Origin of the sequence: Pseudanabaena sp. SR411 (assembly GCF_002251945.1) — a bacterium.
In the GTDB taxonomy this organism is placed as follows: Bacteria; Cyanobacteriota; Cyanobacteriia; order Pseudanabaenales; family Pseudanabaenaceae; genus Pseudanabaena.
The window spans coordinates 1-15,286 of record NZ_NDHW01000100.1 but is presented as its reverse complement, the minus strand read 5'-3'; the positions used below and the strand labels follow the sequence as shown (position 1 = coordinate 15,286).

Sequence of the window (15,286 nt, the reverse complement as noted above, 5' to 3'; positions counted from 1 at the left end):
AAGTTGCCACGATTATCATCACATGAGCAAAAGCGTAAGCTAAGAATATCGGGAGCCGTATGCGATGAAAATCGCACGTACGGATCTAACAGAGAGGGGCTAGGGATAATACCCTACCTCGACTCAACCTCAGAACTGCGTATTGACTATGGTGCAGGTTATCGAGTGTACTTCATACAACGAGGAACACAATTAATAATTTTGCTAGCAGGTGGGGACAAACGCACACAAGATCAAGATATCAAGACAGCCTTAAACTTATCCAAAGAACTATAAGAGAACTCTATGACTACTATTCAAACCTATCCTTGGGATGCAGCAGATCACCTAGAAACTAAAGAAGCAATGGCTGCGTATCTAGAAGCAGCACTCGAAGATGGCGATCCTGCACTAGTAGTAGCAGCATTAGGAGACATAGCCCGCTCTAAAGGAATGACCAACATTGCCCGTGAAACAGGACTTGGAAGAGAAAGCCTCTACAAAGCTTTATCTCTCGAAGGTAATCCAGAATTTGCCACCGTTCTAAAAGTTATCCAAGCACTTGGTCTGCGTTTACGAGCTACTTCTGTATAACCCCTTCTGCTCCATATACAGTTGTAGAACTAGACCTCGCCTTCACTGCTAGACAGACAAGCGATCGCTTAAAATAGTTACATAAAGAGTAGCCAAAAACTTTATGACCGCAGCACCAACCTTACCAAAACGATATATCGAGCAACGCGATCGAGGATACTGGATCGAAGGAACCCGTATTTCTCTTGATTCAGTTGTTTATGCCTTTTTGAATGGTAAGTCACCTGAAAGCATTGCCCAAGACTTTCCATTACTCTCACTAGAACAGGTTTATGGAGCTATTACCTTTTATCTTGGCAGCCGAGAGTTAATTGACGCATATCTCAAAGAAGGTGAAGAAGAATTTGAGAAATTGCAAAAATCCTGTAGACAAAAGAATCCACTTCTGTATCAGAAGTTAACAACTGCTCAAAACCAGAAGCTAATCAAATCATGACGGCAGTTCACTTTCAAGCAGATGCTGACCTTAATCAAGCAATTGTTACTGGTGCGTTACGCAGACAGCCAAATCTAAGTTTTCAATCAGCTTATACAGCAAGGCTGGAAGGCAAGAAAGACCCAGAAGTGTTAGCAATAGCAGCACAAGATGGGAGAGTACTTGTAACCCATGATCGGAAAACGATGCCTGCTGAATTTGGAAAATTTATACTTACAAAAAAAAGTTCGGAAGTTTTGATTCTCTCCCAGAAATTGCCAGTTAGTGAAGCAATTGATGCAACCATCCTCATTTGGGAAGCCTCTACTGCTGAAGAATGGATTAATCAAATAATGTCCATCCCATTCTAAGTAGCTAAAAGATTTAGGGTGAGTGCGATCGCCAATCTTGTGGGGTTTGAATCAAACGTAACTCTGTTTGTGCGTTACGCTCCGCTAACTCACGCTACCGGACTGTTTCATCTAAAGTGATGCAATAGAAAACTTGCTTAAGCCATTCTTGACAACTTTTTGATAGATAGCCTATTGCACTATTTTAGATGAAACAGTCCACTACGGGATTGGTTATTTGTTTTAAATTTCTTGGGTGCGATCGCTAATTTTGTAATGCGATCGCCAATTTTGTAGTGCGATCGCCGATCTTGTAAGAGTGCGGCAATGCAATGTAACGCGCCTTGTTTTTGTATTAACCAAACGTGAGTTCGACGGAGTAGACAAAAACAAAAGAAAAGCTGAGACTAGGTTTGAAGAACTAAAAGCCTTAGCAATATGGACAATATCGTATCGCACTTGGATATCACCCGAATCTTCTGTGAAGTGGATGATTTTTGCCAAAGTTTTGAAAAACACTTGCAAGAGCAACCAATTTTGCCATCAATGCTCGGAGAAAGAAAAGTCGGTCAAGAATGAGGCTGAGTGAAGTGATGACCATTCAAAAACATTTCTCAGATTAAGCATTCTAGACATCGCAGCTTTTTCAATTTCCTCATTAACCTTCTTGCTGGGTTAGTTGCATCTACCTATCGTGAGACTAAACCTGCCTTAGATCTTCTCTTCAAAGGTTTACCTGCTCTTCCTCCTGCCATCTTTTAGTTCGTCGAACTCACGTTAATCCACAATCACGAACGTGCATACACTCTGGAAAATCTACAGATAATATACGAGGCAAATTTGGAGACAAATTCTCTTCAAACAGCAACTTCATAGGGAACCACTGTTAAACGGCGATCGAGATCAGCAGCAAACGCAAAACAAGCCTGTATATTGGCAAGTGTCAAATCAGGAAAATCATCTAATACTTCTTCAACAATCATTCCACCACCGAGATAGTCAAACACATCTGATACAGCGATGCGTGTGTTAACTATACAGGGCTTGCCACTGCGAATATTTGGATTGATGCGTAGCGATCGCGATAGCTTTTCATAATCAAGATTTGCACATAACTTATTTTTATCATAACAGCGCTCTTGCAAGAATTTAGAGTTTGAGAAGTGATCGTGATTTTAGATGTTGAGGTGCGATCGCTGTTTGATTTTTTAGAGGGGGTGATCATGTTTTTTTTGGGGGGGGAGAGGGGCGATCGCTCTACACCCAAAACTGAACTCAATGTTAGGATTTTAAGTATTTTAGTATCTACCCAATATGAAAAACCAGTTATTACAATTAGCTTTTGAAATAGAGCTTCAAGACGGAGAAAAACTTACAATACCTAGTTCCATAACAGAAGAAATCGGCAAAGGTAAATGGCTCATCACTATTCAGCCAAAATCACAAACAGGCGATCACGCTCATGATGCCTTTTTAAAAAGTTATTCGCCAGAAGATGAAGGATTATATGACGACTATTAAGGCAGGAGAAATCTGGGTTTAAAGACTGTTCAACCAGTGGTTTACGAGTCGCCTCAACTGTCCGTTTATCACGAATTGATTGCTTAGAGAAATCTTTACTAATTACCAAACTGGGGCAGCTATCTCGAAAAGAGGGTGATAACTTGCGTGAAGTATGGAAGACTTACATCAAACCTCAGTTCTGAAATAATGCGATCCGTAATTTTTTATTACTGATGTTACGTGGAACCATCACTCTGCCAGGCTATCTCGTACACAGGGCAGGTTTAGGTAATAAATCTTGCTTCAGCACAGAATTATTACCTAAACCTGACCCTACTTTAGAAACTTCCAATAACATCGGTCAGGTAGCGTTAGCTTTGGTTAGCTCCGCAATTGGCGCGATCGCCTTTAATTTTAACTTCGGATGATCAGCTTCCACTTGATTTAAGTTCCATTGGTTCTTAAATAGGAGAACAGGGCGATTCCAGCTATCTTTGACTACCATTGTGTTAAATAACCTGCCAACTGCTTCGAGAGCATCCCAGCCATCATCAACCCATCGCGCTACCGAATAGGGCATAGATTCCAGCATCGTTTCGACATTATATTCACTTTGGAGACGATATTGCGCTACTTCAAACTGCAACTGCCCGACAGCCGCAAGAATCGGATCGCGCTTGGCTTCATCAACGGAATACATGATTTGAATCGCGCCTTCCTCTTGCAACTCCGATATGCCTTTACGGAATTGTTTGAACTTAGAAGGATTAGGATTGCGAAGAGTACAAAATAGCTCTGGCGAAAAGCAGGGAATCCCCGCATATTGGCGTTTTTTGCCGAGATAAATTGTATCCCCGATCGCAAACATCCCTGGATTATTCAACCCAATCACATCGCCAGCATAGGCGACATCGATCGCCTCACGATCTTGACCAAATAGTTTTTGGGCATGGGATAACCGAATGCTTTTACCACTTCGTAAATGGGTCACACTCATGTCTTTCTCAAATTTGCCAGAGCAAACACGCACAAAGGCAATGCGATCGCGATGGCGTGGGTCCATATTCGCTTGTAGTTTGAACACAAATGCTGAGAAATCCTCATCGGTGGGTGAGACTTCGCCACTGGAGCTATCGTGAACGGCTGGAGTTAAGCCACATTCAAGAAAAGACTTTAAAAATAGCTCTACACCAAAATTAGTCATCGCACTACCAAAGAAAATTGGGGTGAGCTTACCGCGATGCAAATCCTGTGTATTCCACTCTGCACCCGCAGAATCAAGAACTTCTAAATCCTCTAAAAGCTGATCGTAAAGATGCTTGCCAATAAACTTAATCGCTTGGGGATCATCAAAGGGATAGATATTTACATCAGCTTCTCTCTGACCATGGGCGCTACGCTTAAATAAATGCACCATTTTACTAGCGCGATCGTAAACGCCTTTAAACTGATCGCCTGTGCCGATCGCCCAATTCATCACATAGGGCGTAATCCCTAATTCTTTCTCGATTTCATCGAGTAGCTCCAGAGGCTCACGGGTGGGGCGATCCATCTTGTTGATGAACGTAAAAATGGGCAGCGATCGCATCCGACAAACTTCAAATAATTTGCGGGTTTGTGGCTCTAGGCCCTTTGCGCCATCAACAAGCATCACTGCATTATCAGCCGCCGCAAGGGTACGGTAGGTATCTTCACTAAAGTCTTTGTGACCAGGGGTATCCAGCAAATTAATGCAATAGCCCATATAGTCAAACTGCAACACCGTCGAAGTAATCGAAATCCCGCGTTGTTTTTCTAATTCCATCCAGTCCGAGGTGGCATGACGTTGTGCAGCTCTAGCCTTGACTGCGCCCGCAAGGTGAATCGCACCTCCGTATAGCAATAGTTTTTCGGTTAATGTTGTTTTCCCCGCATCGGGGTGGGAAATAATTGCAAAGGTGCGTCGCCGTTCGACTTCGCGCTCTAACTCTTGCCACAGTTGACTCATGGAAATTTTAACGGACTTTTTTAGATTTATGGTTACTGCATCTATTATGCTTACTTTTTAACGCATTAACGCAAATCATCAAAATGCCAGAAATAATCCATGAAAAATTTGAACTGACAGGCGAATATATCACCTTATGCAACTTATTGAAGGTTTGTGGCGTTGCGGATACTGGTGGTGTAGCAAAATTGATGATTATCGATGGTGATGTGGAGGTTGATGGTCAGGTTGAATTACGCAAGGGTTGCAAAATTCGCGCAGGGCAAAGAGTAAGCGGTTATGGTTTCGCGATCGATGTGGTGTAGGCGGCGCTTCGCGCTGCCTACACCACTACATAAGTCAGCAATTGTGCGAATTGACCACTATTAGCGATCGGGCTAGCATAAAAGCATAAATCGGACTTATATTTTGTTAGCCTAAACCTCTGACCACTAGCCATTTTGCTAATTTTTTTCAAAATGTACCGCTAATCGTTACTTTAGTGGTTATTTTTGGGTTGCAAATTACTGCCATAGTTGTTTGGCTGAGAAATCTACTTGATGGCAATTTTGATAGTCAATTAGATCCCAAATCACAACATTTAAATATCTTGAATGTCGAAAGTATTAGTGATCCGATCTTGCTTGGGTCGCTAAGTGGCGTAATGCTCATGCTCATAATTGTGATCGTCATGGGGCGATCAAGCGTTGCGACTTTACAACGCTTAAAAAAATCCAATCAGGAATTAGAGTCCCTTGTCCAAGAAAGAAGCTATGAACTAGATGCCTCCAAAGCATCGCTCCAAAGAAGCAATTTTCTTTTATCTCGGCGCGAACAGCAACTGCGGAAACAGCAAAATGTTTTGTTTGATTTGACCAAAGATAAGGCGATCAATCAAGGTGATTTTATTATTGCTGTGCAAAATATTACGAGAACAGGAAGTTATGCCTTAAATGTCGAGCGGGTCAGTATTTGGCTCTTTAATAAGAGTAAAACCGTATTGCATTGTCTTGATCTCTATCAAAAAAGTCTGCATCTCCATACTGAATCTGAAGCTTTAACTTCACAAGAATATCCTAGTTTTTTTGCGGCGCTCTTAGAAAATCGCAGTATTGCGATCGAAGATGTGCAAGAGGAAGATATTCTTCAGGAATTAGTCACCCCATATTGTAAGCCCCTGAACATTGTCTCCATTCTATTATCTAGATTTGAAGTGGGTGGTGAAATCATGGGTGTACTTGCGTTTGAACATACCGAGATCGAGCATCTATGGCTAGAGGAAGAAATTAGTTTTGCTAATTCTCTAGCTGATTTATTGGCTTTGGGAATGGAAGCCCAAGAACGCCGACGTGCAGAAGAGAGTTTACGAGTTGAGCAGAAAAAGTCAGAACGCCTCTTGCTCAACGTTTTGCCGCAGGAGATTGCTGAGCGTTTGAAGTCTGTGCAATTAAAGACTAAAGTTCATTTAAAAACTAGTGGCACAATTATTGCGGATTCCTTTGAAGAAGTTACGGTTCTATTTGCCGATATTGTTGACTTTACTGAATATGCAGCTTCTATTTCGGCCAGTGAACTGGTAAATGTTCTCAATGAAATTTTTTCAGAGTTCGATCACCTTGTGGAACAGTATGATTTGGAAAAAATTAAAACTATCGGTGATTCTTATATGGTTGTGGGTGGGCTGCCTGTGCCAAGTAAAGATCATGCAGAGGCGATCGCCGAAATGGCTTTACAGATGCAAACAGTGATTCATAAATTTAAGCGAGCTGATGGCAGTGATTTTTCATTGCGGATTGGTATTCATACGGGACATGCGATCGCAGGTGTCATCGGTACTAAGAAATTTATTTACGATCTATGGGGTGATACAGTTAATGTCGCCAGTCGCATGGAGTCCTACGGTATTGCAGGTTGTATTCAAGTGACTGAAGCAACCTATCAACTTTTGAAAAACAAATATCAACTTGAACAGAGAAGCGCGATTAATATTAAAGGCAAAGGAGAAATGATTACTTATCTACTCAAAGGTCGAATATAGCAACCTTAAAGCCTCTAGCAAGGGGCTTAAGCCCTTTGCTAGATAGAGTAAACTTAAATAATTTGTGTGAATCTTCCACTAAATTACCCTCCTCTAAATAAGATTTTGCTATCTTTAACGCAAGTCATTATGCATAATGTTTAAAATACTGCCAATAACCTCCTATATAACTAAATTATTCAAAAAAGTTCCACTTAAATTTGTTTTAGTTGTTCCGTTTGTGATTCAGATTTGTCTAGCTACAGGAGCAGTTGGGCTATTCACCTTTTATAATGGGCAGCAAAGAGTAAATGCGATCGCCGAAAGTTTAAGTGGTGAAATAGGCGATCGCATTAGCACAGAACTTAATCACTATTTACACTTACCTTCGCAAATTAATCAAGCAAATAATCAGGTAAATATTGATGCTATTAGTATATTTTTACGGGGCTTGAAATATGGTAAAAACGGGCGAGTTTTCATAATTGAGCGATCGGGTTTAGTCGTTGGAACTTCTACTTCAGAATCAAATTGTCTGCTTGTTGATGGCAAGCCCCAGCGAATAAATGTTCTGAATAGTAAAGATGCTCTATCGCAAACAGCAGCAAAATATTTACTAAAAATGTATGGCAGATTTGATGCAATTCAAGTATCTGAACATATAGAAGCCATTTTAGACGGAGAAGAACATTTTATTCGTGTGCAAAATTGGCAAGATGGTTCTGGGCGATATTGGTTAATTGTCATCGTTGTCCCTGCTTCACAATTCACTGGCTCGGAGCAAAATTACACCCAGACGATGATTTTGCTATGTTGTGCAGTATTAGCGATCGCTATTTTGATCGGGATGCTTACCGCTAGATCAATTAGCACACCTTTACACAAACTCAGTGAAGCTTCACAGGCGATTACCCATGGGAAGATTGATACTAGAGTCAAAGTAGAAGGAACTAGTGAGATTAAAAGCCTTCTAGAATCCTTTAATATGATGGCTGAAATGATCACCAATTCATTTCTCCAACTAGAAAAGTCAAATCAAGAATTAGAATTACGTGTTCAGTCAAGAACTCATGAATTAAATGCCTCAAAAGCTTCCCTCCAACGCACTAATTTCTTGCTAAGTCGTCGTGAGAGTCTACTTCGCAAGCAACAAGATATCCTATTTAGCTTAACTAAAGACAAATCACTTAATCAAGGGAATTTTATTGATGCTGTTCAAAATATTACCCGTACAGGTAGCCATGCCTTAAATGTTGAGCGAGTTAGTATTTGGCTGTTTGATAAGACTAAGACGCTATTACATTGTCTTGATCTATATATTAAAAGTACCAATCTTCATACAGAAGCAGATTTTTTAACTTCTCAGAATTATCCTAGGTTTTTTGCAACTCTCCGAGCAAAACATGTTATCGCTGTAGAAGATGTGCAAGAAGAAGACTATTTACAAGAACTAATTGATGCATATTTTAAGCCTGCGGGAACTGTATCTTTATTAATTAAATCCTTTGAGGTCGATGGTCAAGTAACAGGCATCATTGTCTTTGAGCATATTGATGTAGAACGTTTATGGTTACCTGAAGAGGATAGTTTTGCGAGTTCTTTGGCGGACTTATTATCTTTGGGAATGGAGTCTCAAGAGCGTCATCGGGCTGAAGAGAAGTTGCGAATTGAGCAGATGAAATCAGAACGTTTATTGTTAAATGTTCTGCCGCAGGAGATTGTAGAGCGATTGAAATTGTCACAGTCAAAAGCGGTAGCCAATAAAGTCTCTGAAACATATTCCGATCAGATGCTCAATCAGACCATAGATCCGATGTTAGATAATCTGGACAATGGTGTAAATGGTGCTATTGTTGCGGATGCTTTTGATGAAGTTACGGTTTTGTTTGCGGATATTGTCAATTTTACAGAATATGCATCGGCTATTTCCGCAAGTGATTTGGTTAATTGTTTGAATGATATTTTCTCAGAATTTGATCGCCTTGTGGATTTGTATGACTTAGAAAAGATTAAAACTATTGGTGATGCCTATATGGCTGTGGGTGGGTTACCAATACCCAGTAAAGATCACGCGGAAGCGATCGCCGAAATGGCTCTGGAGATGCAATTATCGATTCAGAAATTTAAGCGTTTAGATGGCAGTCCCTTTTTGCTGCGGATCGGTATTCATACGGGACAGGCGATCGCAGGGGTAATCGGCACTAAAAAGTTTATTTATGATCTGTGGGGCGATACGGTTAATGTGGCGAGTCGGATGGAGTCCCACGGTATTGCTGGGTGTATTCAAGTAACTGAAGCAACCTATCAACTCTTAAAAAATAAATATCAACTTGAACAAAGAAAAGCAATTTATATCAAAGGCAAGGGAGAAATGATCACTTATATACTTAAAGGAAGAGTTGAGATTTAGGAGGATGTCACAATCCAAGCAATTTGTGCATTGCTTTTACATATCTTCAAGATAAACTAGTTATCCATGATGTTGAAAATCTCATATACACCTAAGTTATTTAAAAATATTCCGTTAACGCTGATTTTAGTCGTTCCTTTTGTAGTGCAGATTTGTTTAACAGTTGGTGTAGTGGGGATCTTTTCCTTTCGGAATGGACAGCAAGCAGTTGGTGAATTAGCAACTCAATTGAGTGGAGAGGTCAGCGATCGCATTAGTGTAAAACTTGATAATTATTTACGAGTACCACCGCAAATTAATCAAACTAACGTGGATGCCGTCAAGTTAGGAATGCTCAATTTAAAGGATTTTCAGCAAGTAGGGGCTTTCTTTTGGACGCAGATTAATCTATATAAAGTTGGCTATATTAACTTTGCTTTTGATAACCAAGAGTTTATAGGTGTTGAGCGCAAAGATAATGGACAGATCGTAATTAATGAGACAACTTTAGCGCGAGGAATTACTAAAACAGCTAGTTTCTCAACCAATCGAGAAGGTAAGCGTCAACAATTACAAGAGGTCATCGAAACGGATGAAGATGTCCGAGAGGAGGGCTGGTATGCAGATGCGGTAAAAGCAGGTAAGCCCACATGGACGCGAATTTATCAATGGGTTGATCGTCCTGAAGTCTTATCAATTTCCCATAGCTATCCACTTTATGATCGCGATCGCAAGATCATTGGGGTGCTGGGTGTTGACTTTATTCTCACGCAATTGAATTCCTTTTTAAATGAGCTAAAATCAGATCAGTCAGGACGCATTTTTATAATTGAGCGATCAGGGCTAGTCGTTGGAACTTCCAGTGGTGAGCGGACATTTTCAATTGTCAATGGCAACCCCCAACGCCTAAATATTCTCAATAGTAGTGATCCGTTATCAAGAGCGACTGCTCGCCATCTAATTAGTGAATTTGGTGGTTTTAATTCGATTCAAGATAAAGAACACTTAGAACCCAACTTTGAAGGTGGCAAACATTTTATTCAAGTCCAGTCTTGGCGCGATCGCGATGGACTAGATTGGTTAATTGTGGTGGTGCTGCCTGAATCTAGCTTTATGGAACAAATTAATAATCGCAAACAAATAACGATCTTGTTTAGTCTAGCCGCGTTAGGTTTTGCGATCTTGATTGGCATGATGACAGCACGTTATATTACGGAACCATTGCTCAAATTAAGTGGTGCTTCTCAAGCGATCGCTAATGGTGATTTGGACTCTAGGGTATCGGTACAAGGCACAAGTGAAGTCAAAGTTCTATCTGAGTCATTTAATCGAATGGCAGAAATGCTGACAGAATCATTTAAACGCCTCGAAAAAGCGAATGTGGAGTTAGAGTCACGAGTGCAACAAAGAACTAGTGAGCTAGCTGAGAGTCAGCTATCATTACAACGGAATAATTTTTTGTTGCAACGTCGTGAACAACAACTGCGCCGACAACAAAAGATTTTGATTGATCTCACTAAAAATAAAGCTCTCAACTTGGGGGACTTTATTATAGCGGTGCAGAATATTACCGAAACCGCTAGTCAGACGCTAGATGTTGAGCGGGTGAGTGTCTGGCTATTTGACAGCAATAAGACCAGATTGCATTGCCTCGATCTCTATATAAAAAGCATTAATACCCATTGTGAAGCTGATTTCCTAGGGACAGATAAATTCCCCAGCTTTTTTGCAGCGTTGCAAGATAATCGCAGCTTGGTTATAGAAGATGTAGAGGAGGAAGAAATATTGATCGAGCTACGACCAGCCTATCTCAATCCCCTTGGTATTTTATCTCTGTTAATATCGTCCTTTGATATTGGTGGTGAACTCATAGGGCTTTTGATGTTTGAACAAGTTGATACAGAACGTTTTTGGTTACTTGAGGAAATCAGCTTTGCCAGTTCTTTGTCAGAGTTACTGTCGTTAGGGATGGAAGCTCAAGAACGCCGACGTGCCGAGGATGATTTGAAGGTTGAAAAAATGCGTTCAGAACGTCTACTGCTCAATGTTTTACCAAAGGCGATCGCTGAGCGCTTGAAGTCTTCCCCGATCTATATGCCCACTAGTATTCCCATTAAAAGAACTTCTGAAATATTAACAAATTCCATCATCCCCAAATTAAAACCTAGTGGCACGATTGTCGCCGATACCTTTGAAGAAGTAACAGTTCTATTTGGAGACATCGTATCATTTACAGAATTTGCATCTTCAGTATCAGCTAATGAACTCGTCCATATGCTCAATGAGATATTTTCCGAGTTCGATCGCTTAGTCGATTTCTATGGATTAGAAAAGATCAAAACGATTGGGGATTCTTATATGGCGGTGGGTGGGTTGCCTGTGCCACGCCCTGATCATGCTGAAGCGATCGCCTCTATGGCTCTAGACATGCAACAATCAATTAGCAAATTCATCCGTCCTGATGGTAGTCCTTTTAAGTTAAGGATTGGGATTCATACTGGACAGGCTGTTGCAGGCGTAATTGGCAAGAAAAAATTCATCTATGATCTTTGGGGAGATACGGTAAATATTGCTAGTCGTATGGAGTCTCATGGGATTGCAGGTTGCATTCAAGTTACGGATGTGACCTATCAAGTGTTAAAAGACAAATTCCAATTCGATCCCCAGAGAAAGATTGAGATCAAAGGTAAAGGCGAAATGATTACTTATTTCCTAACAGGCAAGCCCTGAGTAGTTATACTCTTTTTTCACCCAAGAATTGGTGACGCAAAGCTCTGCACCACTAATTCTTGGGCTTTACTGTCTAATTTTCGACTATAGCAACGCAAGAGATAGCTAGGACAAATCAAAACCCAAAAGATGAATGGCGGCGCTTCACGCCGCCATTCATCTTTTGGGTTTTATATCCTAAGCAATATATATTCATTTTGTGGTTGCTGAAATGTTGAATTGCTCTTCTTATTTGCGGCAACTAGTTCACGGATGCGTGGTGTTTGATTGACCAATTTGGAGGTGTTGCGTTAAGGCGATCGCGCTAGGGAGACATTTCATCCAGATTGGGAATGTAAGCGAGTAGGGGCGCACTCAATAAGTCCACGTCAAACTGACTGCTATCAATAGTATTATCTTTTGAAAAGCCAGCAATTTCAGAAAGTTTCTGCTCAGCAGCCAATTGTCCTGTTACCGACAACAGCCCCTGTTGAACCGCATTTTCTATAATCCGTCGAATGTTTTCTAGTCCGACTAGAGGGATCAGAGCCACGAGCGTATTGTGCCGAACAACTTTACTTGGATGATCTAGTAATCCAATAATCTGAGTTGTATAAGTGTCTCCAAAATGCCATAACCGTTCTGCGAGAAATACGCTTGCTCTCTCAGCGACAACCTCAGAATCACCTTTGGTTACTGCGATCAGTTGGTCAATTAATTGGGTGATGAGTTGAGCAGGGAGTGCCTCAATATTCAGTTGCCCTAAGCCGACGACAGAGGCTAGTACAAGATAGGTAAAATTGGTTTCCCTTAAACCTGCTAATACATAATCGATACGCTCATTTTCGGAAATTAAATCAGGATACATCAGCAGATTGGCGATCGCTTGAATATCTTTCCATTCCCGAAGCACTCTAATAATCTCAGCTTGATCATCCTGATCGATTGCTGAGATATTAGCTCTAGCTTCCCCTAAATTATCAAGTTCTCTGGTCTCCAAAAAAGTCTTCAGGTTTATGTTCACTTTGTTTTATCTTCCTATTCAAATTCAGCAATGCATCTTTATTTACTGTGGGGGCTTTAACTGATGACTCCACCTACAGTACTACAGAAAATCTTATCCATTGATCGAACATCATTGCTAGGTTCTTGTGACATTTACTGGTCCAGCTTCGGCAAAGTGAGTCGTTAAAACATTTCTGACTTCCTCGTGGTTAGGGGTAGTACCGTCATCTTTCGTAATGATAATTCCTGTAGATGCTGACACGTAGACCCAATTAAGATCAGTAAACGCTTTGCGTACCGCCGCCTCACCTTTGGTATTAATAAAGTGATGGAGGATTCGTTGTGCTGAGCCAAATTCAAAGGTGTCTAGTCCACCCTGTCCACCTGCACTAACAGGCTTCATATAGTCTTCCGCTTTACCACTGTATTTGCCTGCAATATCAAGATCAAAGTTTAAACTTACGCCAACCTTTTGTAATTGATGCAAAGCCTGACGCATTTGTGCTTCTCCAGGTCGATAATGTCCACTCTTATTATTGAGTTTTTCAATCGTCCCACCCGTAGCCTTGATTGTCCCTGCTGCTGAAGTGGCTCCACCTGCCAGTAGACTTGAATGGTGGTATTTACCAATCTTGTGCGAGGCCATATGCAACGCACCTGTTGGACTCATCACAAAAATTTCCCAGCCCTTTCCAGTATGCTGGGTGACGCTCGCAGATGTATCTACGTCAGCAGATGGAGTGTCATGGGTAGCACTACGCTTTAACTTGCCACCAGAGAAGGAAACCAACGTCTTGTCCTGAGCGGCGAATGTATCGTCATACTCCACGAGGCGAGCCGCCAGTGCCGCCATGTCTAATTCGCCCTTGGCATTGATCACAATATCTTGCAGTTGGGCTTTTTCGAGTTGAGTTGAATAAAAGTGGTTCAGAGTATGCATTGTCGTGTCTCTGTCCATCGCCGCGATCGCACCATGCACACTCTGCTGAGCATCATCGCCTAAGTCAAGCATTGCCTTCACAGTATTTAGACCACTGGCATCTCCCACGGCAACAAGCTTAAGTGCTTCGATCATGCTGTAGAGCTTGCTGACAAAAGTGCCATACCACTCGACTACACCTCGAAGGTCGCCACGCTGCACTGTTCGCTCTAGGTCATAATGCGCGTCTACACCACGCTGATCTAAGTAAACCTCACGCTGTACCAATCGCTGCACTGCCCCACTATTTTGCTGCACTACGTGAGTCAACTCATGGGCGATCAATTCCTGACCACCTTGACTGCTTGGGTCATAGGTTCCTTGTCGAAAAAATACGTCTTGACCAGTAGTAAAAGCCTTCGCCTGAATAGATTTATTTAACTGATCAGACTGAGAATCTGTATGCACCTTGACCCTACTAAAGTCTGCCCCCATCGCTTGACCCATCTTTGCTTGTAAACCAGTATCTAAAGACTGACCACCCCCTCGCGCATTTTGAATTGATGACTCTAAATCCGTTGAAACCTCTCCCCCTCCAATATTTTCTCGCCGTTGCACTAAAGATTTTATTTTTAGTCGATTTCTACTGATTTCCTTTCGCTGAACAGGGGGAGGTTGGGGATTCGTAGACAATTTGTTTACTTCTTTCCGTTCCTTTTTACTTTCTTCTTCTTTAACTTCTTGTCGTTGAATTGGTTGATTTTGAACCGATTGATTTTGTACAGGTGAATTAGCTGATAAATTGATCGGCGGACTAGCCAGAGAATTAATTTGCTGAACTACTTTTACCGCAGTATTATCTGCCTCTTGCTCATATTTATCGTTTGGCTCTCCAATGTTAAGTTTTGTCTGGACTGCTATTTTCTGAGTGCCGATCGCCTTCAAACGATTCTCTGATTTTTTTTGAACTGGCGTAGCAGATTCAGATATCGGCATAGAAATTTGTTTTTCTAGCAAATTCTCAGAAAAATTTAAATTGCCGCTTCTCGACTTATCTTGCTCCTGCGATACTTCTTCCTCTTGTACTTCAGGCGTAGCAAATGGTCTGGTTTGAAGGTTTACGGGGACGGGCTTTACTGTAGCAACTGTTTGAGAGGGGATTTCATTTTTATGTCCCATATTCCATAAACTCGCTTAAGGTTATATTGTTTGATGCGAATACTATGGAAAGCACTCTCATAAAGCATTCTTGCACATAAATTGTAAATCTAGTTTTGGACTGGTTTGGGAATCGCCATTTCCACATTTTGGAATATGAGGCATTGGGTTAAGGCGATCGCATCATCCAAAACCTACATTCCGCTCGTAATGGAAGGGTAAAATAATTACCGAAAATCAAAATCATCGAAAATCAAAAAAGAGGAGGTAAATATTAATACA

At 41.2% G+C, this 15,286-nt stretch carries 14 protein-coding genes and 2 pseudogenes; 10 read left to right on the top strand and 6 right to left on the bottom strand.

The annotated features are described in order from the left end of the window. Positions 1-3: 3 nt before the first annotated feature. The 4 genes from B9G53_RS09915 to B9G53_RS09900 all read left to right on the top strand — a co-directional run bounded on the left by B9G53_RS09915 (position 4) and on the right by B9G53_RS09900 (position 1,359). On the top strand, positions 4-276 hold the full coding sequence (locus B9G53_RS09915; protein ID WP_094531697.1) for a type II toxin-antitoxin system RelE/ParE family toxin: 273 nt from the start codon (positions 4-6) through the stop codon (positions 274-276). 9 nt (positions 277-285) lie between these two features. Beyond that, positions 286-573 carry an addiction module antidote protein gene (locus B9G53_RS09910; RefSeq protein ID WP_094531685.1) on the top strand — a complete coding sequence of 96 codons (288 nt, stop codon included), beginning with the start codon at positions 286-288 and terminating at the stop codon, positions 571-573. Between the two features lie 103 nt (positions 574-676). Continuing rightward, positions 677-1,009, top strand: coding sequence for a DUF433 domain-containing protein (locus tag B9G53_RS09905; protein WP_094531683.1), 333 nt, complete (start codon positions 677-679; stop codon positions 1,007-1,009). Continuing rightward, positions 1,006-1,359, top strand: coding sequence for a DUF5615 family PIN-like protein (locus tag B9G53_RS09900; protein ID WP_094531681.1), 354 nt, complete (start codon positions 1,006-1,008; stop codon positions 1,357-1,359). Before B9G53_RS09905 ends, B9G53_RS09900 begins: the two co-directional genes overlap by 4 nt. 222 nt (positions 1,360-1,581) lie before the next feature. Here B9G53_RS09900 and B9G53_RS09895 read toward each other — a convergent pair whose 3' ends face one another. Next, positions 1,582-1,842, bottom strand: coding sequence for a hypothetical protein (locus B9G53_RS09895; RefSeq protein ID WP_141211753.1), 261 nt, complete (start codon positions 1,840-1,842; stop codon positions 1,582-1,584). 99 nt (positions 1,843-1,941) lie between these two features. Between B9G53_RS09895 and B9G53_RS28455 the strand changes: the two are divergent. After that, a pseudogene (locus B9G53_RS28455) lies at positions 1,942-2,100 on the top strand (IS982 family transposase); the annotation flags it as partial. 16 nt (positions 2,101-2,116) lie between these two features. Here B9G53_RS28455 and B9G53_RS29010 read toward each other — a convergent pair. Further along, a pseudogene (locus B9G53_RS29010) lies at positions 2,117-2,212 on the bottom strand (DUF5615 family PIN-like protein); the annotation flags it as partial. Then, complete coding sequence (locus B9G53_RS09880; RefSeq protein ID WP_094531695.1) at positions 2,196-2,408, bottom strand: DUF433 domain-containing protein; 213 nt, start codon at positions 2,406-2,408, stop codon at positions 2,196-2,198. The pseudogene B9G53_RS29010 and the gene B9G53_RS09880, both read right to left, overlap by 17 nt. 244 nt (positions 2,409-2,652) lie before the next feature. On the opposite strand from B9G53_RS09880, the gene B9G53_RS09870 reads away from it, so the two are divergent. Continuing rightward, complete coding sequence (locus tag B9G53_RS09870) at positions 2,653-2,859, top strand: hypothetical protein (RefSeq protein ID WP_094531675.1); 207 nt, start codon at positions 2,653-2,655, stop codon at positions 2,857-2,859. Positions 2,860-3,202: 343 nt separating this feature from the next. Here the strand turns inward: B9G53_RS09870 and B9G53_RS09860 are convergent, their stop codons facing one another. Beyond that, positions 3,203-4,828, bottom strand: coding sequence for a peptide chain release factor 3 (locus B9G53_RS09860; RefSeq protein ID WP_094531673.1), 1,626 nt, complete (start codon positions 4,826-4,828; stop codon positions 3,203-3,205). 83 nt (positions 4,829-4,911) lie between these two features. Between B9G53_RS09860 and B9G53_RS09855 the strand changes: the two genes are divergently transcribed. From B9G53_RS09855 to B9G53_RS09840, 4 genes are all read left to right on the top strand, one after another. Then, complete coding sequence (locus B9G53_RS09855) at positions 4,912-5,133, top strand: RNA-binding S4 domain-containing protein (protein WP_176453166.1); 222 nt, start codon at positions 4,912-4,914, stop codon at positions 5,131-5,133. Between the two features lie 176 nt (positions 5,134-5,309). Next, positions 5,310-6,845, top strand: a complete 1,536-nt coding sequence (locus B9G53_RS28450; RefSeq protein WP_254923613.1) for an adenylate/guanylate cyclase domain-containing protein — start codon at positions 5,310-5,312, stop codon at positions 6,843-6,845. Positions 6,846-7,065: 220 nt separating this feature from the next. Beyond that, a complete protein-coding gene (locus tag B9G53_RS09845; RefSeq protein ID WP_176453165.1) occupies positions 7,066-9,234 on the top strand; it encodes an adenylate/guanylate cyclase domain-containing protein in 2,169 nt (722 codons plus the stop codon). A 66-nt stretch (positions 9,235-9,300) separates the two neighbouring features. Then, positions 9,301-11,943 carry an adenylate/guanylate cyclase domain-containing protein gene (locus tag B9G53_RS09840; protein ID WP_094531670.1) on the top strand — a complete coding sequence of 881 codons (2,643 nt, stop codon included), beginning with the start codon at positions 9,301-9,303 and terminating at the stop codon, positions 11,941-11,943. A 304-nt stretch (positions 11,944-12,247) separates the two neighbouring features. Here B9G53_RS09840 and B9G53_RS09835 read toward each other — a convergent pair whose 3' ends face one another. Continuing rightward, positions 12,248-12,946 (bottom strand): hypothetical protein, encoded by a 699-nt coding sequence (locus B9G53_RS09835; protein WP_141211752.1) that lies wholly within the window; start codon positions 12,944-12,946, stop codon positions 12,248-12,250. Between the two features lie 117 nt (positions 12,947-13,063). Beyond that, positions 13,064-15,025: a DUF4157 domain-containing protein gene (locus B9G53_RS09830; protein ID WP_254923612.1), complete on the bottom strand. Its 1,962-nt coding sequence runs from the start codon at positions 15,023-15,025 to the stop codon at positions 13,064-13,066. Between the last annotated feature and the right edge of the window lie 261 nt (positions 15,026-15,286).

Bases quoted from the DNA above. Each gene is read 5' to 3' on its own strand.
- B9G53_RS09855 (WP_176453166.1), top strand. From the start codon at position 4,912: ATGCCAGAAATAATCCATGAAAAATTTGAACTGACAGGCGAATATATC.
- B9G53_RS09905 (WP_094531683.1), top strand. From the start codon at position 677: ATGACCGCAGCACCAACCTTACCAAAACGATATATCGAGCAACGCGAT.
- B9G53_RS09870 (WP_094531675.1), top strand. From the start codon at position 2,653: ATGAAAAACCAGTTATTACAATTAGCTTTTGAAATAGAGCTTCAAGAC.
- B9G53_RS09900 (WP_094531681.1), top strand. From the start codon at position 1,006: ATGACGGCAGTTCACTTTCAAGCAGATGCTGACCTTAATCAAGCAATT.
- B9G53_RS09910 (WP_094531685.1), top strand. From the start codon at position 286: ATGACTACTATTCAAACCTATCCTTGGGATGCAGCAGATCACCTAGAA.
- B9G53_RS09840 (WP_094531670.1), top strand. From the start codon at position 9,301: ATGATGTTGAAAATCTCATATACACCTAAGTTATTTAAAAATATTCCG.
- B9G53_RS09860 (WP_094531673.1), bottom strand. From the start codon at position 4,828: ATGAGTCAACTGTGGCAAGAGTTAGAGCGCGAAGTCGAACGGCGACGC.
- B9G53_RS09830 (WP_254923612.1), bottom strand. From the start codon at position 15,025: ATGGGACATAAAAATGAAATCCCCTCTCAAACAGTTGCTACAGTAAAG.